The organism is Planctomycetota bacterium (genome assembly GCA_039819165.1).
GTDB lineage: Bacteria > Planctomycetota > Phycisphaerae > Phycisphaerales > UBA1924 > JAHCJI01.
Genome location: JBCBSM010000001.1, coordinates 1,077,486 through 1,099,592 on the forward strand (window position 1 = coordinate 1,077,486; position 22,107 = coordinate 1,099,592).

The window sequence follows — 22,107 nt, forward strand, 5'->3', positions numbered from 1 at the left end:
TGGGATCTTTGTCACGGCTGCCGTCCGGCGGCCCGATGGGGAATGATCCAGTAATGCATCGCTGCGTTGTCAATCCCGCGGTCGAACGCATCCGCATCAACGGATTCGCGTTTCCGTTAGGGGTCTATCCAATCGAGCCGGTCTCACCCAAGCCCGGCTACACCGTGGACTTCGAGCCCGCCGACGGCGACGAGGAATGGGAGGAGTGGCCCGACCGCTACGTCTACGAGGTGCTGGTGTCCGCCGAGCGGCTCCGCTTCCTCTGCTCGGCCATGTTCAGCCTGCTGCCGGGCCGAATCTACCCGATCCTGGACGTGCTGGGCAACGACGCCTTCCGCGAGATCGACCCGTACATCGCCTACGAACTGGTCGGCACCGACGCGCTCTACGACGGCATCCGCTGGTTCGAGCCCTTCCTGTTCGAGGACGGGCTCTGCGGCTTCGGCGCCATGAGCGATGACCCGTTCATCTACTTCTTCGTCGACGAGCACAAGGTGCTGACCATCCGCGTCGAGACCGCCCAGAAGGAGCGGGTCGATCGGCTGCTGGCGGCCTTCGACCTGGCGGCCCTGCCGGGCGAGATCCAGGCCGCCGACGCGGTCAACCACGAGCACCGCAGCGTGCTGCTGACGCCCGAGGATCGCCCCGAGCTGCTCGGGCACGATGAGGTGGCCGAGGGCCTCGTCGACCTGTGGGGCATGACGCTGAACATCGACGTCGAGCAGAACACCGACGACGACGGCCGCGAGCTGGGTATAACCGCTTGGCGATGCGTGGTCCGCGACGTGGACGACCGACCAGACCCCAAGCGCAGCCGCCGGCGTTACGCCGAGGTGCTGCTCACCGCGGGCAGCTGGCGGGACGCCGAGGAGCTGGCGATCCAGGCGGCCTCGCAGCTGCCCGAGCGGCGGCTGCAGTTGCCCAAGGCCGCCGCGGCGGCGGGCGACGGCGGCTCGACGCCCGAGGCCGACTGGTCGCCCGAGGACGCCGACGAGCCCTTCCTGCACGTAGTGACCGCCGACCGGCTGACCGCCAACGAGTTGCGCGAGCTGGCGGGGGCGCCCATCCCCGACGAAGCGCTCGCCGCGGATGCAAGCGGGCGGATCCTCCGCGCGCGATGGCTCGAATAGCGCCGCGCCACGCGACTCGGTTCGACCCTCGCCTGGGCCCGAAGGAGCCCGAAAGAGATGGACCCGCGAGTTGGTCGAATGGGTGGTTGCATCGACGCGAGGGGGTGATTATCCTCCCCGCACGCGCAGCGAGCCGGTGTGGGCTCGTGGCGTGACCGCGGCGCGTGCCGCGGCGTGCAGCGCCCAGCGCGCGGGCCCGGTATCGCCCGCGTGGATGCCACGGCCGTCGGCCTCCGCGTCGAGCCCAGCCCCGCAGCAGCCAACGAGTCCCCGTCGAAGCGCCTCCCCGTCCGAAACACCCCAGACCCAAGGCCGCAGAGTCCAGGCACGGATTGCCGGCGTCAAGCGTCCGCCACGTGACGAGCAATCCCCCCGCGGCTTCCGGCCGTGTCTGAACCCAACCGCGTCCGAACCAGTCGTATTCCGGAGTTTGGCATGAGCACCCTCAGGACCCCCCGCAGCCTTCTCGCCCTGGCCCTGGCCACCTCGGTCCACGCCGCCGCGCTGGCCAACGTCGCCGACCCGGGCTCGCCCGAGTCGCTGCAGTCGGTCCGCGCCCAGGCGGATCGGCTGGTGACCGACGGCCAGTACGTCCGGGCGCACGCCATCCTGCTCGAGGCGCTCAGCAATGGCCAGGGCGACGCCAGCGAGCGGGGCGCGACGCTGGTGGCGCTCGAGGGCGTCCGCCGCAAGCTCGCCGACGCCGACCGCGAGGAGATCGCCCTCCAGCAGGCCGAGCTGGCGATGGACCGCGGCAACCTCGCGCTGGCGGCCCGCCGGGCCGAGGGCGTGCTGGAGTCGGCCAAGGAAGAGTCGGCCATGTGGACGCGGGCCGACGCGCTGCGGGCGGACATCACCCGCCGGCAGGAGGCGCTGAGGCCGGCGGTGCTCGATGCCCTCGACCAGGCCGGCCGCGACGTCAAGGCCGAGCGGTACGCCCAGGCCAAGGGGCAGCTCTCCTTCGTGCGGCGGTCGGGGCTGGAGCTGCAGGGTCGCGAGGCCACCGGGCTGACGCGGATGGAGCAGCGGATCGCCGACGCCGAGCGTCGCCTGGGCCGCATCTTCGACCTCGAGCCGCTGGCCGCCGGTGCGGTGCAGGCCGGCGTGGTCCGCACCCGGGAGGACGGCGGGCAGGATCAGCCGCAGGCCGGCCAGGACCAGCCGCTGGGCGATCCCGCCGAGCTCTTCGTGCAGGCCCGCCAGCAGGACGCGCGACTGAACCTCAGCCAGGCCGACGCGGCCTTCGAGCGGGGCGAACTGCGGGAGGCAAGGCGGCTGTACGTGCTGGTCCGCGGCAACGCCGATGTGCTGACGCCCGAAGAGCGGCAGCTGGTCAGCGACCGCATCGACGAGATCAACATCCGGCTTGGCGACGGCGACCTGGGACAGGCCACCGAACCCCTGGGCCAGCAGAATATCCTCCGCCGGCAGAACGCCGAGGCGCAGTTCGGCGTGGGCGTGCGGGAGGTCAACCGCCTGCTCGATCAGGGTGACCTCTCGGGGGCCCGCAACGAGCTGAGCCAGACCCGGCTTCGCTTCCAGGGCGACCGCGACGTGTTCTCGCAGCCCGAGGTCGACGCCCGGCTCAACCAGCTGGCCGACCTGGAGGGCCGGATCGAGCGGCGGGCCCAGCAGCTGCTGGACGACCGCGACCGCGAGATCCGTGCACAGGCCCAGGAGGACGCCGAGCGGAACCGCAGCGAGCAGCGCAACCAGCGGCAGCGGCAGATCACCCAGCTGCTCGAGCAGGCCCGCGAATTCCAGAAGGACATGCGCTATCGCGAGGCCCTCGATCGCGTCGAACAGGTGCTGGTGATCGATCCGATCAACTCCGCGGGCCTGCTGCTCAAGGAGCTCTACGAGCACATCATCCTGTACCAGGAGTACAACAGCATCCGCGACGAGCGGAACAAGAACCTCGCGCAGCTCTCGGTCGACAACGAGCGGGCCCTCATCACGCCGCCCAACATCGTCAACTACCCCGAGAACTGGCCGGTCATCAGCCAGCAGCGGGAGGCCCGGGCCGACTTCGTCGACACCCCCGCCAACCGCCGGGTGCTGGCGCAGCTCGAGAACACGCCCGTCCAGGTGACGCTCCAGGACAACCCGCTGGAGGATGCGCTGACCTACATCGCCACGCAGGCGCAGGTCGACCTGGACGTCAACTGGGACGCCCTCGACGAGCTGGGCATCGGCCGCAGCGATCCGGTGACGATCAAGCTCAGCGGCGGCGTCGACGCCTCGAGGGCGCTCTCCCGCGTGCTCGATAAGGCCAGCATCGACGAGTTCTCGCAGGCCGACTGGGCGATCGTCGACGGGCTGCTGACCGTGTCCTCGGCCGACCGCCTGCTCGACGAGACCGACGTGGGCATCTACGACATCAACGACCTGCTGCACATCGTGCCCGAGTACGACGAGGTGCCCGAGCTCGAGCTCGACCAGGCGCTGCAGTCCGGCCAGGGCGGCGGCGGCGGCCAGAGCCCCTTCCAGAACAACAACGACCAGGACCTCGAGCAAGTGCCGCTGCAGGACCGCATCGACGAGATCATCGAGATCATCGAGGGCAACATCGAGGACGATCGCGGCTTCGTCGAGGGCCGCTGGACCATCGGCAACTACCGGGGCCTGCTGATCATCAAGGCCACGCCCAAGGCCCATCGCCAGATCGGTGGGCTGCTCAACAAGCTGCGGGCCCAGCAGGCCCTGCAGATCAACGTCGAGACCCGCTTCCTGCTGGTCGACCAGGACTACTTCGAGCAGATCGGCTTCGATCTGGACATCTACTTCAACGCCGACAACCAGCAGGTCCGCGACGCCCAGCTGGGCGGCCCGCTGGGCCCGGGCGATCCGACCATCCAGGCGGCCGACTTCTTCGACTTCGGCGGCGCTCCGCTCGGCCGCCCGCGCGTGGTCTCCGGCGGCGGCGTGATCGACGCCAACGGCGACGGCTTCAACGAGGCCACCGCCGCCCAGGGCGTCACGGCGCCCACCAGCGGCTTCTCGCCCATCGGCTTCGGGCAGGATTCCTTCGGCCTCGCGGCGCTCCTGGCGCCGAGCGAGGGCCTGGCCTCGGACATCCTGAGCGCCTCGCCCGCGCTGGGCATCGCCGGCCAGTTCCTCGACGACGTGCAGGTCGACTTCCTGGTGCAGGCCACGCAGGCCGACCGCCGCTCGACGCAGCTCACGGCTCCGCGGCTGACCTTCACCAACGGCCAGATCGCCAACATCTTCGTCGCGACGCAGATCGCCTACGTCGGCGACCTGCAGCCCATCGTCAGCGATAGCGCGGTCGGCTTCGACCCGACGGTGCAGGTCGCCACCGAGGGCGTCACGCTGCTGGTGCAGGGCACGATCTCGTCGGACCGCCGCTACGTCACCATGAACGTGGACGCGGGCCTGGCGACCATCGACGGCTTCGACACCCAGGCGGTGACCGCCGTCGCGGGCGGCGCGCTCGTCAGCTCCGACGACGTCGCGTCGTTCATCGAGCTCCCGCTGGTGACCGTCACGCGGGTGCGGACCACGGTGACGGTGCCCGACGAGGGCACGATCCTGCTCGGCGGCCAGCGGCTGGTCAACGAGTTCGAGGTCGAGACCGGCGTGCCGCTGCTCAGCAAGCTGCCGGTGCTCAACCGCTTCTTCACCAACCGCATCGAGAGCAAGGAAGAGCAGACCCTGCTGATCCTGATGAAGCCCACCGTCCTCATCCAGAGCGAGGAGGAGAACCAGAGCTTCCCGGGCCTGCAGGACGCCCTGACCAGCAGCCCGCTGCTGGGCGGCTGACGCCCCGCCGCGTGGCATCCACGCCCCGCCCCGCGAGACGACGACACGGTCCACGCCCGGCCTTAGCGCCCGGCGGGGGCCGTGTTGCTACGCTTGCGCCGGGCTGGCCGCGGGGATCGGCCCGCCACGGGAGTGCCGCGCATGTCCGCCGATGAATCCAGGCTGCGCATCACCAACCAGGACGGTGTGATGCGCGTGGAGTTTCTCGATCGCAACATCCTCGACGAGGCGAGCATCCAGCGCATCGGCGAGGAGATCTCTGAGCTGATCGATGGCTCGCCCGATCCGAAGCTGCTCATCAGCTTCTCGGAGGTCGACCACCTGTCGTCCGCCGCCCTCGGGACGCTGATCACCATCAACAACAAGATCCGCAATCGGTCCGGACAGCTACGGCTGGCGGACATCGATCCGCAGATCCAGGAGGTGTTCAGCATCACCAAGCTGGATCGCATCTTCACGATCCACGAGAACTCCGAGGCCGCCCTGCAGAGCTTCGCGTAGTTCGGCGGCCGACCGCCGGATCGCCCACGCCAGAGGCAACCGCCCGGATGGACGACGCCCCCGACACCAACGGCATCCATGCGTCGACGCGCGTCACCAACGACCGCGATCGCATCGATGCGCTGTGGCGGGCCATCGAGGCCGCCATGGCCGGCCGCGGTTACCCGCAGGCCTCGCAGTTCGCGGTGCGGCTGGCCCTCGAGGAGGCGATGACCAATGCCTTCCGCCACGGCCTGCGGGACCTGCCCGAGGATACCCCCATCACCGTCGACTACGGCATCGATCGCGATCTGGTCCGCATCGCGGTCGAGGACCCCGGCCCGGGCTTCAACCCCGACATCGTGCCCGACCCCACGCTCGACGAGAACCTGACCCGCCCCGGCGGCCGCGGGCTGCTGCTCATCCGCGCCTATATGACGCGGACGTCCTTCGCCAACCGCGGCCGACGGCTAGAGATGGAGTACGAGCGGCCCGCCGGCGGCGACTAGGCCCGCCGGCGGGGATGGCCTGGGGGGGCCCCTAATCCCGCGACGCCAAACCCGTGCCCACCCCGCAACCGCTCGCCGATCGACAGATCTTTGCTAGAATAGAATGGTTCTAAAAAGCTCTCGTTGGTCCCGAACATGGGGCCGCACACGGGAGTGCTAACATAGACCCACCACGCAGGAGGCGTCATGTCCGTATCGCTGCCCATCTACCTTGATAACGCCGCCACGACCCGCACCGATCCCCGGGTGGTCGAGGCCATGCTGCCGGCCTTCACGCAGGTCTACGGCAATCCGGGCAGCCGAAACCACGCCTTCGGCTGGGCGTCCGAGGACCTCGTCGACACCGCCCGCCAGCAGGTGGCCGGGCTGATCGGGGCCGACCGCAAGGAGATCATCTTCACTTCGGGCGCCACCGAGAGCAACAACGTGGCGATCAAGGGCGCCGCCTCGATGTACGCCAAGGCGCCGGCGGGCCAGGAGGGCCGCGGCCACGTCATCACCGCGCTGCACGAGCACAAGGCCGTTCTGGATCCGTGCAAGCGGCTCCAGAAGGAGGGCTTCGACGTCACGTACCTCGAGCCGGGCGCCGACGGCCTGATCACGGCCGCGATGGTCGAGGGCGCACTCAGAGAAGACACCATCCTCGTGACGGTGATGTGGGCCAACAACGAGCTCGGCACGATCAACGAGATCCCCGAGATCGGGGCGCTGTGCCACGATCGGGGCGTCGTCTTCCACACCGATGCGACGCAGTGGGTCGGCAAGATGCCCACGGACGTCAACCGCGACAACATCGATCTGCTGAGCCTCAGCGGCCACAAGATGTACGGACCCAAGGGCGTGGGCGCGCTCTACGTCCGGCGGCGTCGCCCGCGGATCCGACTGACGGCCCTCCAGGAGGGCGGCGGCCAGGAACGGGGCTTCCGCTCGGGCACGCTCAACGTGCCGGGCATCGTCGGGCTGGGCAAGGCCTGCGAGTTGTGCGCGGCCGAGATGGACGACGAGCGGGAGCGGCTGCTGGCCCTCCGCCGCAGGATCGAGGACGAGATCACCCGGCGGCTCGACACGGTGCAGGTCAACGGGCACGCCGACAAGCGGATGCCTCACCTGACCAACATCTCGTTTGGATTCGTCGAGGGCGAGAGCCTGATGATGGCCACCAAGGAGATCGCGATGAGCTCCGGGTCGGCGTGCACGAGCGCCAGCCTCGAGCCCAGCTACGTGCTCAAGGCGCTCGGCGTCGGCGACGATCTGGCGCACAGCTCGCTCAGGATCAGCCTGGGCCGGTTCAACACCGAGGCCGAGGTCGACTACACGATCGACAAGATCGTGCACGCCGTCGAGAAGCTGCGGGAGCTCAGCCCGCTGTACGACATGCACAAGGAAGGCATCGACATCACGAAGATCGAGTGGCAGTCGCACTAGCCCGCCGGGCGAAGCATCCGGGTCACTCGAGCAGTCCTCCGAAGGGAGACACCATGGCATACGGCGACAAGGTCATCGACCACTATGAGAACCCGCGGAACGTGGGCTCGTTCGGCACGCAGAAGGAGATCAAGGAGCGCACCGACGTCGGCGTCGGCCTCGTGGGCGCGCCCGAGTGCGGCGACGTGATGCAGCTGCAGATCAAGGTCGACGAGAACGGCACCATCGAGGACGCCAAGTTCAAGTGCTTCGGCTGCGGGTCGGCCATCGCCTCGAGCTCCCTGGCCACCGAGTGGCTCAAGGGCCGCACCCTCGACGAGGGGCTGGCGATCAAGAACACCGAGATCGTCGAGGAGTTGAGCCTGCCGCCGGTGAAGATCCACTGCTCGGTGCTGGCCGAGGACGCCATCCGCGAGGCCATCCACGACTACAAGGCCAAGAACGGCATCGAGAGTGAGCCCGCCCACGCCCACTAACGCGCCGGGTGCGGGATGCCCCGCCCTTATGGGACATCCGTTTCCTGAACACCGCTGGCCCGCCGGCCGTTTATACTGGTAGGAGCACGACCAAGGAGCCCCGCATGACCGCAACCGCCGACACCACCGAGATCCACGCCGTCACCGTGACCGAGCTCGCGGCCAAGGAGATCCAGCGGATCATCGAGGAGCAGGAGCTCGATGCGGCGAAGGTGCATCTGCGGGTGGGCGTCAAGGGCGGCGGCTGCTCGGGCTTCAACTACATCCTCGACCTGACCGAGTCGGTTCGCGACAGCGACGAGGTCATGGAGCAGCACGGCATCCGCGTGGTCTGCGATCCCAAGAGCCTGCTCTACCTGCACGGCACCGTCGTCGACTTCAAGGACGAGATCATGGGCCGCGGGTTCGTCTTCCAGAACCCCAACGCCACGGCCACCTGCGGCTGCGGATCCAGCTTCTCGGCCTGACGCCCGATCGCGTCCGGTGGCAGCATCCGAGACGCCCGGATTTGCGGTCTGATTTTCGTGCGTCCGGCGTGCGGAAGCGCTGTATCCGGACCATTCGTTCGGGTATTCTTGGCAATTGGTGGAGTTGGACCGCACGTCCGCCGACGCGAGGTAGTGCGCGAGCGGAATGGTCCGTTGCCAGGGAATCTCGATGGCTGCAGAGGGCACGACGCCACTCGAAACCACGCAGGGCTACGCGACGCCGACGGTCACGCAGTTCAGCGTGTTCCTGGATAACCGGGTGGGCAAGCTCCACGAGCTGGTGGGCGCCTTCGAGCGGTCGGCCGCCAAGATCTGCGCCCTGAGCGTGCACGAGGCCTCGGACCACGCCGTCGTCCGGCTGATCACGAATCGGGCCGCGATCGCCAGCCGCATCCTGCGGGAGCAGGACCTGCCCTACGCCGAGAAGGAAGTGATCGTGGTCGAGCTGTCGGAGGGCCACAGCCTCGAGAGCCTGTGCCTCTCGCTCCTGGGGGCCGAGCTGAACATCTTCTTCGCCTACCCCCTCATGCTCCGCCCCAACGGCAGCGCCACCATCGCGTTGTCGGTCGACGACATGACGCTGGCCGGCCAGATCCTGCGGCGGAAGGAGTTCCGCCTGTTCGGCGAGGGCGACCTGGCGGCCTAGACGACACGCCCCCCGAACCTAGTCAGCGGCCCATGCTGGTAGTTCCGCGGGTACGACGTGCTGGATTCGCCAGTGCTGATCGACGCCGTAGTAGCCCGGCTTGCCGCGTCCTCCCGGCAACACGTAGCAGTCGTCGAATCTCTGGAGAGCAACGAGCAACAGAACCGGTGCGTCTCGGTCGGTCGCTATCCAGTCATCGCGATCGGGGTTGATGGCGACGCGCGCGGCCGTGCCACCGGATGGGCTTAGGCCGTCGCGCTCCGCGGAAGCTATGGCCTCCTCGACCGATGCGCCCCTAGCGATGCTGAGTTGCAATGGCGCGACGAGTTGGTGCAGGCGATTGACGCACGCCGCCTGTTCGCCTCGGCTCGCTTGATGCATGCGGCGAAACGCTACATACCCCAACGAGTTCACCAAGACCATCGCGCCGACGAGCGCGAGTAGTGCCCAATATCGGCCGCCACGGTTCATGGGCGCCACGGTGGCCGCTCCTCCTGGTTCAACCGCACCTGCCAGTACCCCACATCCAGCACCCGCCCGAACTTCTCGCCGACGGCCTCCAGGGTGCCGGCGTGGCGGAATCCGCGGCGCTCGTGAAGGCGGACGCTGGCCTCGTTGGGCAACGCGATCGCGGCGATGGCGCTGCGGAAGCCGCGCTTGCGGAGGGCCTCCAGCAAGGCCCGGTACAGCTCACCGCCCACGCCCCGGCCTCGGTGTGCTTCGGCGACGTAGACGCTGACCTCGACGGCGGATGCATAGCCGCAGCGCGGGCTCCAGGGCTTGGACCACGCGAAGCCCGCGATCGCGTTGTCGGCCACGGCCTTGGCCTCGGCGACCAGCCAGGGATAGCGATCGCCGGCGTCGGCCATCGCGTCGGCGATCTCGTGTTCGGGCCTGGGTTCGGTCCAGAAGCTCGCGGTGGTGTGCTCGATGGCGTGGTTGAAGATGGCGGCGATCGCCGGCACGTCGGCAGAGTCAGCGGAGCGGATCGACGCGCCACTCGTCGTGGGGCTGCGGATCACGGCGTCCTGCGTCACACGAGCGCGTGCTCGCCCAGCCAGTGCTCGGCGTCGAGGGCGGCCTGGCAGCCCATGCCCGCGGCGGTGATGGCCTGGCGGTAGCGAGCATCGGCGACGTCGCCGGCGGCGAAGACGCCCGGGATGTTGGTGTGGCTGCCGCGGCTCTTGAGCTCCAGGTAGCCCGCGTCGTCGAATTCCAGGCCGCTCTCGCGGAGGAACTTGGTGGCGGGCGTGTGGCCGATGGCCACGAACATGCCGTTGACCTCAAGCTCGCTGGTCTCGCCGGTCTCGGTGTCCTCCAGGACGAGGGCGCGGAGGACCTCCTGGCCGCTGTTCTCGTCCTTCTTCGACAGGCACTCCTTGACGACCTTGTTCCACAGCATCTCGACGTTGTCCTTGCCGAGCGTGCGCTCCTGCATGACCTTGCTGGCCCGCAGCTCGTCGCGGCGGTGGATGACGTAGACGGTGCTCGCGAACTTGCTGAGATGGTGGGCCTCCTCCATGGCGGTGTCGCCGCCGCCAATGACGGCGACGGGGTTGCCGCGGAACATGGGCAATGCACCATCGCAGATGGCGCAGGCGCTGACGCCGCCACCGTTCTGCGCCAGCCGCAGCTCGCTCTCCAGGCCCAGCCAGTTGGCGGTCGCGCCGGTGGCGATCACGACGGAGAGCGCGCGGACCTCCTTGCCCGACGCCAGCTTGAGCGTGTGCGGCGTGCCGGGATCCTCGCTGAAGTGGACCTCGGCGACGTCGTCCGACACCACGCGGGCACCGAAGCGTTCGGCCTGCTTCTGGAAGAGCTGCATCATCTCCGGGCCGGCGATGCCCTCGGGGAAGCCGGGGTAGTTCTCGACGTCGGTGGTCAGCATCAGCTGGCCGCCGGGGAGCACGGGCCCGGGATCCTGCTTGGGAATGCCGACGATGCAGAGAGGGTCGAGCTGGGCCCTGGAGGCGTAGAGGGCGGCGGTCCAGCCCGCCGGGCCGGAGCCGATGATCACGATCTTCTCGATGCCGTCGCCGTTGCCGCTGCTCATGTCGGGGCCGCCTCCTGGTCGCCGGTGCGGATAGAACGCGTGGAAAGGAGCGAATCGTAGCGGGCCCCGGGTTGTTCCCAAGCCTGCATGGCAATCCCGCCCCGATCGCCCCGGGGGCGGACCGAGGTGCCATTCTCGGAGCGGTTTGCGGCGATGTCCTCGGCGGTCGCGGGGGAACCGGCGACGGGACTAGTTCAGTTCGTTCTGGGCGGCAAGGAACTCGCGGTAGACCGAGAGCACGGGCGGCCAGATCAGGTAGTCGCCGTCGTAGAGGGCCCGGGTGTTCTCGCGGACGCGGCGGGCGGTGTCGTCATCGGTATCGGGCCCCACGGACCAGAGCACGAATTCGTCGTCGGTGATGCCGACGTCGATGCCGAAGTTGCGCTGGTTGAGCATCACCACGTCGACGGGCAGCGGCTGGGGGCCCAGCCGCGGGTCCACCGGCAAGTCGATCCTGGGCCGCAGGTACTTGAACTCGTTGGCCAGGCTGCGGCCCCGCGCATCCTCACGCGGAGCGAACGGATCGAGCTCCCGCTCATCGATGATCGCCGGTCGGAGGGCGTTGAGATCGTTGGGCAGCGTGCCGATGCGGTCGGCGTAGGCGACGACGCCCAGCGCCTGGCGGGTGCCGAGGACCTCGACCTGGAGGATGCGCCGCTCGTTGAACAGGCCGGTCATGTCGGGCAGCACCGATTGCACGACGGCATGGCGGACCGGATCGAGGCGGTCGTACTCGCGGACGAGCTGGTGGCCCGGCGCGAAGTCGTCCTGCGGCCAGAGGTTCCGCCAGTCGTTGTGCACGTCGGCGAGCTTCTGCCGAGTGTCCAGCCCGTCGGCGTGCGCAAACGAGACGCGCTCCCAGCGGCCGGCGTCGCCGAAGCGGCGCAGTGGCGTGTCGGTCGAGGTGAGCGCCGACATCACGGCGGCGAAGCGGTCCGACGCCTGTCCCCGCGGCTCGAAGATCCGGCCGAGGATCTGCAGGCCGCCCTCGTAGTTGCCCGCCGGGAAGCGAAGCCGGTCGAACAGCAGGAAGCCGCGGCGGCCCGGGGTCAGCCGATTGATGGCGACCTGGATGTCGTCGTCGCTGAGCGTCGGAGACGACGCGTTGTAGTCGACAAAGGCGATGTCGCGCAGCCGGATGGCCGCATCGATCATGGTGCGGTAGCCCCAGGCAACCTCGGCATGGAACTGGCGGTCGGCCATCATGCGGCCCACGTGCATCAGGTCGACGAGCACGTCGAGCGCGTCGGCCCCACGTCCCTCGTCCAGCCGGCGGGTCGCCTCGACGTGGGCGAGCACCACCATCGTGCTCATGGCTGGCAGGTAGCGGTGCTCAGCGGCGGCCATGGTGGGCGGATCGCCCAGCTCGGTGTACAGGTCGGCGCGGACCAGCGTCGCGGGCACGCCGCCGATGCCGTAGGGCTGGGCGATCAGCATCGACCCCGTCGCGTCGGGCACCCGGGTGATCTCGTCCATCGCAGCGATCACGGCCTGCTGCTCGGCGGACGTGGCCCACGCGATGGCGGTGTTCCAGTCGGCCATGCCCGGTCCGAGCAGCATGGCGCGGATGGGGCGGCCATCTTCCAACTCGCCCAGGTCGCCCGGCGGGTCGGCCATGCCGGCCAGGGCGGGGAAGAGGATCGCGTGGGCATGCAGGTCGGCCGGCACCCGTGCGAAGGCGGCGTTGGCGCGGTCGACGAACTCGTCGCCCCGGGCCGCATCGGCGACGGCGAGGACGGCCACCAGCGCGACGGCCAGCCATTGGATCGTGCGGTGCAGCATGCGGACGAATCTCCCAGGCAGCGGGCGGTTGTGGTCCCCGACGGCGGGCGGCATCGTAGCCGAATCCGTGCCCGTGGTCGCAATCCCCGCGGGCCGCCGGACCCCGGATTGGGGCGGCGTACCATCGCAGATGCGCACGCGGAGGCGGGCAGTTCCCCGGCTCCCGGAGGACCGGAAGCATGATCGTTGGCGTTCCCACCGAAGTGAAGCCCGATGAGTACCGCGTGGGGCTGATGCCCGTGGGCGTCGACCTGCTCATCCGCGATGGCCACGACGTCGTCATCCAGTCCGGGGCCGGGCACGGCATCGGCTGCCAGGACGAGCACTACACGGCCATCGGGGCCCGCATCGTTCCGGATGCCGCGACCGTGTGGGCCGAGGCCGACATGATCGTGAAGGTCAAGGAGCCACAGGCCCAGGAGTGGCCGCACATGCGGTCGGGGCAGGTCGTCTTTACCTACTTCCACTTCGCGGCCGACCGGGACCTCACGCTGGCCTGCCTCGACCAGAAGATCATCGCGGTGGCCTACGAAACGCTCGAATCACCAGGCCACATGGGCCGCCCCACGCTGCCGCTGCTAACGCCGATGAGCGAGATCGCCGGCCGCATGGCGACGCAGGAGGGCGCCAAGTACCTGGAGCGCCCCCAGCAGGGCCGTGGCGTGCTGCTCGGCGGCGTCCCGGGCGTCGAGCCCGGGCGGGTGCTGGTGCTGGGCGGCGGCGTGGTGGGCACCAACGCCGCCAAGATCGCCAGCGGCATGGGCGCCGACGTCATCATCATGGACGTCGACCTCGACCGCATGCGGTACCTCGAGGACGTGATGGCCGACAACGTCACGACCATCTACTCGGATCCGCACGCCATCCGCAAGTACCTGCAATGGGCCGATCTGGTCATCGGCGCCGTGCTGCTGCCGGGCGCGAAGGCGCCCCACCTCGTCAAGCGGGAGGACCTGGCGATCATGCCCGATGGCGCGGTGATCGTCGACGTCTCCATCGACCAGGGCGGCTGCGTCGAGACCAGCAAGGTGACCACCCACGGAGAGCCCACCTTCATCATCGACGGCGTCGTCCACTACTGCGTAGGCAATATGCCCGGCGCCGTTGCCCGCACCAGCACGCACGCCCTCAACAACGCGACCATCCCCTGGGCCCGCCGGCTGGCGCACCACGGGCCGCGGGCCATCGCCGAGCGGGACGCGGGATTCGCCATGGCCATCAACTGCGCCGACGGCCGCCTGCTCAACGGACCGGTGGCCGAGGCGCACGGCCTCGAGGTCGCGACCGCGACCTAGCGCAGACCGCTGGCAGCTCGCTTCGGGCCACAAAAAAAAGAGGGAGTCCGGTGGCGGACGCCCCTTCTGCTTTCGTCGTGGGAGATGCAACCCTACGACACGCCGCGGCGGCGGGCGGCCGACATCGCCCGGGCCCGGGCCCGCTCGGCGGACATCGGCTCGCCCGTGCGGGTGCGGTTCTCGCGGAAGAACCGCGACGGCCGCTCGTCGGACATCTGCTCGTTGAGCCGCGTCATCGCCTCGTCGACGATCTGGCGGACCCGCTCGCGGCTGAGGCCGACACGCTCGGCGATCTGCTTGAGCGTCAGGGGCTCGGTGCCTTCTAGCCCGAAGCGGGCCGACAGAATCTCGGCCTCGCGGTGGTCGATGGTCTCCATGAGCCGGCGGAGCGTGGTCAGCTCGTCGCTGCGGAGGGGGTGGTCCTCCGGGCGGGCGAGCCGCTCGTCGGCCACGAGGTCCGACAGGCCCGGGGCGTCGCCGTCGCCCACGACCGACTGGGTCTGGGCGCGGGCGGCCCGCATCGCGCGGCGGATGGCGCGGATCTTCTTGACCGGCAGGTCCATCCGGTCGGCGAGGGCCTCGGTCGACGGCGGGTAGCCCAGCTCGCCCTCGAGGTCGCGGGCAACCTGCCGCATGCGGGCGATCAGCTCGACCATGTACGCCGGCACGTGGATGGGCCGCGAGGAATTGATCAGCGCCCGCTTGATGGCCTGCTTGATCCACCACGAGGCGTACGTGCTAAAACGGGCGCCCTGCTCGGGATCGAAGCCCTCGACGGCCCGCATGAGGCCGATGTTGCCCTCCTCGATGAGGTCCGAGAGGCTCAGGCCGCGGTTGCCGAAGTTCTTGGCGATGGCGACGACCAGCCGCAGGTTGGCCCGGATCATCCGTTCGCGGGACTCCGGGCACCCGTCCTGCTGGATGCGGTATCCAAGCTCTCGCTCCTCTTCGGCCGAAAGAAGGGGCGTTTGCTTGATCTCGTCGAGATACATCTGAAGCTCGGACCGAAGGCCCGGCGACGACGCAGCTTGCCTGGTTGCAGCACTCACTTGACTCATCCCACCTTTCGCGGCGGCCGCTGTTCTCCCCAGCGCGGCCGCCGGCCTCCTACCCCACGTATTCGCTGCTTCGCCGCAACGGATTCATCGATCCGCCCCGCCGGGCGCTCGATTCCGTTGCCGCGCAGCAGCGGCTACGAGGTCGGTATCGCCCGTCAGGCGCTTTTGCAACGCCTGTGCCGAGACCGGCTTGCCTCTCTCCAAAGACCGGCGGGTTTCGGCGTCAGCGATGGTGGGCGTCTTCCCTCGAGGAATATGCTAGCAGGAATGTCCCAGCCGCCGCAAGCCGAAATACCGGATCGAACGATGGCACGCGACATATCGGACATCCTGGGCGAATGGCCGTTCGACCGCACAAGACCGAACATTCGCCTAATACAAGGCGAGGGCGGCACGCCGCTGCTGCAGGTTCGCCTCGACCTGGGCCTGCTGCAGATGCACGTCGACGGGCGACCGGACGGCCAGAATCCGCACGGCTCCCGAACGCTCCTGGAGCACTACGAGCACCTCGCCGACGAGGCCGATCTGATGGCCGCCGCGGGCCAGGCCGAAGAGCCCATCGAGCTGACCCCCGAGGACTGCAAGCTGCTGCGCGAGGAGGCGGCCCAGTTCTACCACCGCTACGTCGCGCTGCTCGTGCTCAACGACTTCGACGGGGTCATCCGCGACACGGGCCGCAACCTGAGGCTCATCGAGTTCCTCCAGCAGCACGCCCGCGAGGAGCAGGACAAGCGGTCGATGCTGCACTACTGCCCGTTCATCCTGACCGTCCGCACGCGGGCCCTGGCGGGCCAGATGCTGCGGGCCAACGAGACCAAGGTCGCCGTCGCGATGATCGACGAGGGCCTCGAGGCGCTGCGGCAGGCCTTCGCCGACGCGGGCGAGCCCGAGGCCTTCGAGGCCTCCGCCGAGCGCCGCACCCTGATGGGCATGCGCGAGGCGATCCAGCCCAAGCTCATGCCCAGCCAGTCGGCCGAACTCGAGCAGCGGCTCGAGCGGGCGCTCGAGGACGAGAACTACGAGCTGGCGGCCATCCTCCGCGACGAGATCAAGTCGCTGCGGGGCCAGCCGCCCGGCGACGCCTGACGCGATGCACGGCCGCCCCCCACCGCCCCCCGAGGCTCCCGGGCCGCCCGAGCCCGGCGACCCCCCGGAGCGGCTGGCGGCGATCCGCATCATCGGCGATCTGCGAGAAGCCGGGCACGAGGCCTATCTGGCCGGCGGCTGCGTCCGCGACGAACTGCTGGGCGTGGCGCCGGGCGACTACGACGTCGCGACCAACGCCACGCCCGAACGCATCGGGCGGCTGTTCCCCGCCACCCGCCACGTCGGCGCGAAGTTCGGCGTCATGCAGGTCCGCCGCGATCGCGCGTGGATCGAGGTGGCCACCTTCCGCACCGACGGCTCCTACGCCGATCGGCGGCGGCCCGACGAGGTCTGGTTCAGCGACCCCGAGGCCGACGCCGAGCGGCGGGACTTCACGATCAACGCCCTGTTCCTCGACCCGCTCGCGCCCGAGTCGGAATGGACGCCGCGGGACGGCGCGCCGGCGGTGCTCGGGCGGGTGATCGACTTCGTGGGCGGGCTGGGGGATCTAGCGGCGGGCGTGGTCCGGGCCGTGGGCGACCCCGAGCGCCGCCTGGCCGAGGACCAGCTGCGGGCGCTGCGGGCGGTTCGGTTCGCCGCGCGGCTGGGGTTCGAGATCGAGCCCGCCACCGCCCACGCCATCGCGCGACACGCGGCCGAACTCGAGGGCATCAGCCCCGAGCGTATCGGCGGTGAGCTGCGGCGGATGCTCGGAGTGCCGTCCCGAGCGCGGGCCGCCGCGCTGATCGAGTCGCTCGGGCTGGATGCCGCCGCCCTCGGCGAGCCCTCCCGCGGACCCGGCGCCTCGATACCCAGGCTGGCGGGGCTTCCGACCGATGCGGGTGTCCCGGTTGCGCTGGCGGCCTGGGCGCTCGATCGGGGGCACGACGGCGATCCGAACTCGTCCAGGTGGCTGCACCGCTGGCGGGCCGCGTTGTGCCTGAGCAACGCCGAGAGCGACGCCGTGGCGGCCGTCCTGCGATGCCGGCGGGGCCTGGCCGGCTTCGGGTCGCTGCCGCGTGCCGCCCGCAAGCGGCTGGCGGCAGCGCCGGGGTTCTCGGACGCGCTGCGAGTGGCCCGGGGCGAGGATCCAGAGCTCGCGGGAGCCGTCCGGGAGGCCGTGGAGGTCCTCGCGGGCGAGCCCGGGGGCCTCGCCCCGCCGCCCTGGGTCACAGGGCGGGACCTGATCGAGCGGGGCATGACACCCGGACCCCGATTCGCCGAGATCCTCGACGAGTTGTACGATGCTCAGCTGGAGGGGACGGCGGGCGATCGGGATGCCCTGCTGGAACTTCTCGCGCGTCGGCGCGTCCAACTCGACGCGGAGCCGTGAGCCCTGTTGCCCGGACCGGCCGCGGCATCCAATCAGAACCCAATCGTCCGCGCGTCGCCGGACGCTCACACGGGAGGATCCACCAGAATGCCGAGCACCAGCACTTTCCGCCGTTGGTCGCCGCGGGACGCATCGCGCGGCCCATGGCATCCGGCGATGATCCGCGTCGCGGTCCTGATGCTGATCGCCGTGCTGGCGATCGCGCCGGCGCAGGTCGCTGCCCAGGAGCCCGCGCGGGTGTTCACCTTCACGCTCGACGGCAGCTTCGGCAAGGATATTTCGCAGACGCCGATCCGCGAGGCGATGGAGAAGGCCCGCCAGCTGCAGGCCGACTACGTCATCATCAAGGTCGACAACGACTGGTTCCAGTTCGGCGATCCGCTCGAGGAGGCGCTGCCGGACGACGAGGGCAACTTCGACCAGTTCTTCCGCACGAAGGTCATGCGACCGATCTTCGACGAGGAGCTGGAGCAGTGGGACGAGGAGCCCCGGATCGTGTTCTGGGTCAAGAATGCGATGGGCGGGGCGGCCTTCCTGCCGTTCATGGCCGAGGCGATGTACTTCCATCCGGAGGGTCGCATCGGCGGCATCGGCGGCGTGTTTGCCTCGATGGAGGGCGTGGGCGACCGCGTGGTGGTCGAGAAGCAGGTCGCGCTGCGGCTGTCGACGGCCAAGGGCGTGGCGATCGCGTCGGGCTACGAGCCGCGGCTGATCGAGGCGATGGCCCGCGGCGACTACGTGCTGTCCTACGAGCTCGTGGGCGGGCGGCCGGAGTACCACGAGCGGATGCCGGCGGGCACGCACGAGGTGCTGCTGACCAACGACGCGTCGCTCGAGCAGAACGCCGACACCATCCAGATGCGGGCCCGCGGCGAGGGCCGCAACTACCTGACGCTCAAGGCCGACACGGCCCAGACCCTCAATGTCTCCAGGGGCACCGTCGAGACGCTCGACGACCTGCTCTTCGAGCTTGGCATCGCCCGCAACCACGAGATCGTCGGCAGCGGCGACGACATCATGGACGACTGGTCCGACGGCATCGAACGCTCCCAGGAGCAGCTCACCCGCCTGTGGCGGGAGTTCACGCAGATCCAGGTCGAGGGCGACTGGACCGACCGGCGTCGCGCCCGAGGCCAGCAGCGATCGAAGCTCGAGCAGATGATGGGCATCCTCCGCCGCTACGAGGAGTCCATCGTGCCCTACGAGTTCGGCTTCGGCTTCGGCAACGCCTCGCAGTGGATGGGCCAGCTGCGGCTCATCATCCAGCGGATCCAGCTCCAGCAGCTGGCCGACGAACGGGACTAACACCAGAACCACGACGATGCGCACGCACGGGAGAAACCACATGTTCGGATTGAGGCTCCAGAGCGCCAGGCTCTCGCTGTCCAGGATCCTGGTCTGCGCCGCCGCGGTGCTGATCGCTTCGCCCCTCGCGCTGGCCACCGATCGGCTCACGCTCAGCGACGGCACGGTCGTCGAGGGCGAGATCCGCCGCGAGCTGAACGGCAACGTCTGGCTCGAGAACGCGACCGGCCAGACGCAGTACTACAGCGCCGCCCGGATCGTCAAGATCGAGCGCGACGTGAACGACACACCCGCCGAGCCGAACGAGCCCGGCGTGAGCGATCCGGCCCCATCCATCGATTCGCCCACTCCGGGCGACGCGACGGCACGCGAGCCCGAGCCGCGCCGGGCTCGCTCCGGCGCCCCACGGGCTGCGGTGCTGAGCTACGGCGATGCCGATAGCGATCGCGGCATGGTGGGCACCTATCTCACCGCCGAGTCGCTGCGGCGGGCCATCCCGCTGCTCGAGGAGGAAGAGGTCGACATCGTCGTCTTCCGCGTCAACTCGGGCGGCGGTGCGGTGCTCGAGATCGAGCGGCTCTCCGACGTGCTGCACAACGAGTACAAGCCCAAGTTCCGCACCGTCTCGTGGATCGATTACGCCATCTCGGCGGCCTCGCTGAGCCCCCACACGCTCAACGAGCACTACTTCATGGAGCGTGGCGCCTACGGCGGCAACACGGCGTGGTTCGGCCGGCTCCAGGCCGTCAAGGGCCGGGATCTCGAGGAGATCCTCTACATGGCCGAGAAGATCAGCGAGCGCGGCGGGCACGATCCGAAGCTCATCCGCGCGATGCAGATCCTCGAGCCGCTGTCGGCCGACTTCGACGAGAACGGCCGCATGATCGCCCTCTACCAGAACACCGAGGGCGAGTACATCATCAACAAGCCCGAGCGGGTGCTCGCGCTGACCAGCGACGTGGCGACCAAGATCGGCTTCGCCGACGGCGTGGCCGACACCCTCGACGAGCTCGCGGCGGCCATGGGCCTGACCGAGGTCGAGTGGGTCGGCAAGGAGGTCGAGGGCGTGCCGTGGCCCGTCAGCAAGGCCGAGCAGCACCTCATCGATTTCCGCGCCCAGACGGCCAAGGACGAGCAGCGGATCAACGAGTACGGCGAGGGCTACCAGGTCGCCGTCGATCTGGCCCAGGGCGCTCCGCGGGACGAGCGCGGCAAGTTCGTGTCCTTCGCCCGCCGCAACCTGAGCAGCATCAAGCGGATGGTGAACAACAACCCCAACCTGGCGCTGTTCATCCTGGGGATGGATCCCGAGAAGCAGTTCGAGCGATGGTACGAGGAGCAGGAGCAGCAGCTCCGCGACCTGCTGAAGTAGCGCACCCCGCCCGCCGCCGAGAGGAACTCGAGGCCGCCCCGTTCGGGCGGCCTTTCTCGTGCGCCGGTCTACCATGCAGGCCGCCGGCGGACGCGGAACCACCCGGCCGGCGGCCAACCACGGAGGCTTGCCATGTCGACCGCGCCCACCGCCGCCAACCCGATCCCCGAGGACATCGACGCCACCCGCTGGGCCAACGTGCAGCCGCTGTTCGAGGAGCTCACCAGCCGCGAGGTGCGGACGCAGGACGAGCTCGAGCGGTGGCTCGTGGACCGCGGCGAGCTGGAGGCCGCGTGCAGCGAGACGCAGGCCAACCTCTACATCGCGATGACCTGCGATACGGCCAGCGCCGACAAGAAGAAGGCCTACACCGACTTCCTGGAGAACGTCTCGCCCAAGCTGCGGCCGGCCCGCTTCGAGCTCGACAAGAGGCAGGCCGAGCTCACCGACGCCCTCGGGCTGGACGACGCCCGCTACGGCGTGCTCAGCCGCGACACCAAGGCCGAGGTCGAACTCTTCCGCGACGAGAACGTGCCGCTGCTGACCGAGATCGACAAGACCGAGCAGCGCTACACCGAAACGGTCGGCAACATGACCGTCGAGTTCGACGGTGAGGAGAAGACCCTCCCGCAGATGAACGTGTACCTGCAAGAGACCGATCGCGACGTCCGCGAGCGGGCCTGGCGGCTGACGGCCGAGCGCAGGCTCCAGGACGCCGACGCCATCGACGGCATCTACGACGAACTGCTCGATCTCCGCCACAAGGTCGCCACGAACGCGGGCTTCGAGAACTACGTGGGCTATGCCTTCGAGTCGATGCATCGCTTCGACTACACGCCCGAGGACTGCAAGGCCTTCCACGACGCGGTCGCCGGGGTCGTGGTGCCCTTCAAGCGGCGGCTCGACGAGGACCGCCGCCAGAAGCTGGGCGTCGATCCGCTGCGGCCTTGGGACCTGAACGTCGACGTCAAGGGCCGCGCCCCGCTCAAGCCGTTCACCAACGGCGCAGACATGGTCGCCAAGTCGCAGGCAGCCTTCCAGAAGATCGATCCGCGGCTGGCCGAGATGTTCGCGACGCTCGGCGACGGCACGAACGCGAGTGGTCCGGCCGACGGCGCCAAGCTCGACCTCGACAGCCGCAAGGGCAAGGCCCCCGGTGGCTACCAGTACATGCGGGACCGCATCCGCGAGCCGTTCATCTTCATGAACGCCACGGGGCTGCATCGCGATGTAGAGACGATGGTGCACGAGGCGGGCCACGCCTTCCACAGCATGCAGTGCAAGGACGAGCCGCTGCTGCACTACCGCCACAGCCCCATCGAATTCGCCGAGGTGGCGAGCATGTCGATGGAGTTGCTCAGCATGCCCCACTGGGGCGGGAGCGACGGCTTCTACCCCGACGCCGCCGATCACGCCCGGGCGAGCCGCCAGCAGCTGGAGAGCTCGATCTCGATGCTCGCGTGGATCGCGACCATCGACGCCTTCCAGCACCGGATCTACTCCAACCCCGGACACGACCGCGACCAGCGGACGGCCTGGTGGCTCGAGCTGGACGAGCGCTTCGGCCACGCCGTCTCCTGGGACGGGCTGGACAAGGAGCGGGCGTGGCTGTGGCAGCGGCAGCTACACCTGTTCAGCCATCCGTTCTACTACATCGAGTACGGCATCGCGCAGCTGGGCAGCCTGCAGCTCTGGTTGCGTTCGCAGGAAGAGGGCGAGGCCGTTGCCGTCGATGCCTACCTCGACGCCCTCGCGCTGGGCGGCAGCAAGCCGCTGCCCCAGCTGTTCGAGGCCGCGGGCGCCAGGCTCGACTTCTCGGTGGACATGATCAAGCGGCTGACCGACCGCGTCGAGGCCGAGCTGGCCAAGCTGCCCGAGTAGCCGAC

Annotated in this window: 19 protein-coding genes; 14 read left to right on the forward strand and 5 right to left on the reverse strand. The window is 69.3% G+C overall.

The window, feature by feature from the left end; genetic code table 11:
* Nucleotides 1–53: 53 nt before the first annotated feature.
* The 8 genes from AAFX79_04740 (at nucleotide 54) to AAFX79_04775 (ending at nucleotide 8,937) form a co-directional block, all read left to right on the forward strand.
* On the forward strand, nucleotides 54–1,130 hold the full coding sequence (locus AAFX79_04740) for a hypothetical protein (protein MEO1007849.1): 1,077 nt from the start codon (nucleotides 54–56) through the stop codon (nucleotides 1,128–1,130).
* Between the two features lie 435 nt (nucleotides 1,131–1,565).
* Complete coding sequence (locus AAFX79_04745; GenBank protein ID MEO1007850.1) at nucleotides 1,566–4,913, forward strand: hypothetical protein; 3,348 nt, start codon at nucleotides 1,566–1,568, stop codon at nucleotides 4,911–4,913.
* A gap of 141 nt (nucleotides 4,914–5,054) precedes the next feature.
* The gene (locus AAFX79_04750) at nucleotides 5,055–5,414 is read left to right on the forward strand and encodes an STAS domain-containing protein (protein ID MEO1007851.1); all 360 of its coding nucleotides are present in this window, start codon (nucleotides 5,055–5,057) and stop codon (nucleotides 5,412–5,414) included.
* 47 nt (nucleotides 5,415–5,461) lie between these two features.
* Nucleotides 5,462–5,902 (forward strand): ATP-binding protein, encoded by a 441-nt coding sequence (locus tag AAFX79_04755; protein MEO1007852.1) that lies wholly within the window; start codon nucleotides 5,462–5,464, stop codon nucleotides 5,900–5,902.
* 186 nt (nucleotides 5,903–6,088) lie between these two features.
* Entirely contained in the window at nucleotides 6,089–7,327 is a 1,239-nt protein-coding gene (locus AAFX79_04760; GenBank protein ID MEO1007853.1) for an IscS subfamily cysteine desulfurase, read from the forward strand.
* A 53-nt stretch (nucleotides 7,328–7,380) separates the two neighbouring features.
* Nucleotides 7,381–7,803: a Fe-S cluster assembly scaffold IscU gene (gene iscU, locus AAFX79_04765; GenBank protein MEO1007854.1), complete on the forward strand. Its 423-nt coding sequence runs from the start codon at nucleotides 7,381–7,383 to the stop codon at nucleotides 7,801–7,803.
* A 104-nt stretch (nucleotides 7,804–7,907) separates the two neighbouring features.
* Nucleotides 7,908–8,270 (forward strand): iron-sulfur cluster insertion protein ErpA, encoded by a 363-nt coding sequence (gene erpA, locus AAFX79_04770; protein ID MEO1007855.1) that lies wholly within the window; start codon nucleotides 7,908–7,910, stop codon nucleotides 8,268–8,270.
* Between the two features lie 190 nt (nucleotides 8,271–8,460).
* Nucleotides 8,461–8,937: an acetolactate synthase gene (locus tag AAFX79_04775; GenBank protein ID MEO1007856.1), complete on the forward strand. Its 477-nt coding sequence runs from the start codon at nucleotides 8,461–8,463 to the stop codon at nucleotides 8,935–8,937.
* An 18-nt stretch (nucleotides 8,938–8,955) separates the two neighbouring features.
* On the opposite strand, the gene AAFX79_04780 is transcribed toward AAFX79_04775, so the two are convergent.
* From AAFX79_04780 to AAFX79_04795, 4 genes are all read right to left on the reverse strand, one after another.
* A complete protein-coding gene (locus tag AAFX79_04780) occupies nucleotides 8,956–9,417 on the reverse strand; it encodes a hypothetical protein (GenBank protein MEO1007857.1) in 462 nt (153 codons plus the stop codon).
* Complete coding sequence (locus tag AAFX79_04785; GenBank protein MEO1007858.1) at nucleotides 9,405–9,974, reverse strand: N-acetyltransferase family protein; 570 nt, start codon at nucleotides 9,972–9,974, stop codon at nucleotides 9,405–9,407. The genes AAFX79_04780 and AAFX79_04785 overlap by 13 nt, the downstream gene beginning before the upstream one ends.
* Nucleotides 9,971–10,990 carry an FAD-dependent oxidoreductase gene (locus AAFX79_04790; protein MEO1007859.1) on the reverse strand — a complete coding sequence of 340 codons (1,020 nt, stop codon included), beginning with the start codon at nucleotides 10,988–10,990 and terminating at the stop codon, nucleotides 9,971–9,973. The genes AAFX79_04785 and AAFX79_04790 overlap by 4 nt, the downstream gene beginning before the upstream one ends.
* 189 nt (nucleotides 10,991–11,179) lie before the next feature.
* Nucleotides 11,180–12,772, reverse strand: coding sequence for a hypothetical protein (locus AAFX79_04795; GenBank protein MEO1007860.1), 1,593 nt, complete (start codon nucleotides 12,770–12,772; stop codon nucleotides 11,180–11,182).
* 179 nt (nucleotides 12,773–12,951) lie between these two features.
* Between AAFX79_04795 and ald the strand changes: the two genes are divergently transcribed.
* On the forward strand, nucleotides 12,952–14,067 hold the full coding sequence (gene ald, locus AAFX79_04800) for an alanine dehydrogenase (protein ID MEO1007861.1): 1,116 nt from the start codon (nucleotides 12,952–12,954) through the stop codon (nucleotides 14,065–14,067).
* Nucleotides 14,068–14,159: 92 nt separating this feature from the next.
* On the opposite strand, the gene AAFX79_04805 is transcribed toward ald, so the two are convergent.
* Nucleotides 14,160–15,059, reverse strand: a complete 900-nt coding sequence (locus AAFX79_04805) for a sigma-70 family RNA polymerase sigma factor (GenBank protein MEO1007862.1) — start codon at nucleotides 15,057–15,059, stop codon at nucleotides 14,160–14,162.
* Nucleotides 15,060–15,431: 372 nt separating this feature from the next.
* Between AAFX79_04805 and AAFX79_04810 the strand changes: the two genes are divergently transcribed.
* The 5 genes from AAFX79_04810 to AAFX79_04830 all read left to right on the forward strand — a co-directional run bounded on the left by AAFX79_04810 (nucleotide 15,432) and on the right by AAFX79_04830 (nucleotide 22,102).
* Nucleotides 15,432–16,211 (forward strand): UvrB/UvrC motif-containing protein, encoded by a 780-nt coding sequence (locus tag AAFX79_04810; protein MEO1007863.1) that lies wholly within the window; start codon nucleotides 15,432–15,434, stop codon nucleotides 16,209–16,211.
* A gap of 4 nt (nucleotides 16,212–16,215) precedes the next feature.
* Complete coding sequence (locus AAFX79_04815; GenBank protein ID MEO1007864.1) at nucleotides 16,216–17,544, forward strand: CCA tRNA nucleotidyltransferase; 1,329 nt, start codon at nucleotides 16,216–16,218, stop codon at nucleotides 17,542–17,544.
* 156 nt (nucleotides 17,545–17,700) lie between these two features.
* Complete coding sequence (locus tag AAFX79_04820) at nucleotides 17,701–18,849, forward strand: hypothetical protein (protein ID MEO1007865.1); 1,149 nt, start codon at nucleotides 17,701–17,703, stop codon at nucleotides 18,847–18,849.
* 40 nt (nucleotides 18,850–18,889) lie between these two features.
* A complete protein-coding gene (locus AAFX79_04825; GenBank protein MEO1007866.1) occupies nucleotides 18,890–20,221 on the forward strand; it encodes a hypothetical protein in 1,332 nt (443 codons plus the stop codon).
* Between the two features lie 132 nt (nucleotides 20,222–20,353).
* A complete protein-coding gene (locus AAFX79_04830) occupies nucleotides 20,354–22,102 on the forward strand; it encodes a M3 family oligoendopeptidase (GenBank protein MEO1007867.1) in 1,749 nt (582 codons plus the stop codon).
* Nucleotides 22,103–22,107: the final 5 nt, after the last annotated feature.

Excerpts from the sequence above, each read along its gene's own strand:
- AAFX79_04775 (MEO1007856.1), top strand. The coding sequence starts at position 8,461 with ATGGCTGCAGAGGGCACGACGCCACTCGAAACCACGCAGGGCTACGCG.
- iscU (MEO1007854.1), top strand. The coding sequence starts at position 7,381 with ATGGCATACGGCGACAAGGTCATCGACCACTATGAGAACCCGCGGAAC.
- AAFX79_04825 (MEO1007866.1), top strand. The coding sequence starts at position 18,890 with ATGTTCGGATTGAGGCTCCAGAGCGCCAGGCTCTCGCTGTCCAGGATC.
- AAFX79_04755 (MEO1007852.1), top strand. The coding sequence starts at position 5,462 with ATGGACGACGCCCCCGACACCAACGGCATCCATGCGTCGACGCGCGTC.
- AAFX79_04740 (MEO1007849.1), top strand. The coding sequence starts at position 54 with ATGCATCGCTGCGTTGTCAATCCCGCGGTCGAACGCATCCGCATCAAC.
- AAFX79_04790 (MEO1007859.1), bottom strand. The coding sequence starts at position 10,990 with ATGAGCAGCGGCAACGGCGACGGCATCGAGAAGATCGTGATCATCGGC.
- AAFX79_04820 (MEO1007865.1), top strand. The coding sequence starts at position 17,701 with ATGATCCGCGTCGCGGTCCTGATGCTGATCGCCGTGCTGGCGATCGCG.
- erpA (MEO1007855.1), top strand. The coding sequence starts at position 7,908 with ATGACCGCAACCGCCGACACCACCGAGATCCACGCCGTCACCGTGACC.
- AAFX79_04795 (MEO1007860.1), bottom strand. The coding sequence starts at position 12,772 with ATGCTGCACCGCACGATCCAATGGCTGGCCGTCGCGCTGGTGGCCGTC.
- AAFX79_04810 (MEO1007863.1), top strand. The coding sequence starts at position 15,432 with ATGGCACGCGACATATCGGACATCCTGGGCGAATGGCCGTTCGACCGC.
- AAFX79_04745 (MEO1007850.1), top strand. The coding sequence starts at position 1,566 with ATGAGCACCCTCAGGACCCCCCGCAGCCTTCTCGCCCTGGCCCTGGCC.
- AAFX79_04750 (MEO1007851.1), top strand. The coding sequence starts at position 5,055 with ATGTCCGCCGATGAATCCAGGCTGCGCATCACCAACCAGGACGGTGTG.
- ald (MEO1007861.1), top strand. The coding sequence starts at position 12,952 with ATGATCGTTGGCGTTCCCACCGAAGTGAAGCCCGATGAGTACCGCGTG.
- AAFX79_04760 (MEO1007853.1), top strand. The coding sequence starts at position 6,089 with ATGTCCGTATCGCTGCCCATCTACCTTGATAACGCCGCCACGACCCGC.
- AAFX79_04830 (MEO1007867.1), top strand. The coding sequence starts at position 20,354 with ATGTCGACCGCGCCCACCGCCGCCAACCCGATCCCCGAGGACATCGAC.
- AAFX79_04815 (MEO1007864.1), top strand. The coding sequence starts at position 16,216 with ATGCACGGCCGCCCCCCACCGCCCCCCGAGGCTCCCGGGCCGCCCGAG.
- AAFX79_04805 (MEO1007862.1), bottom strand. The coding sequence starts at position 15,059 with ATGTATCTCGACGAGATCAAGCAAACGCCCCTTCTTTCGGCCGAAGAG.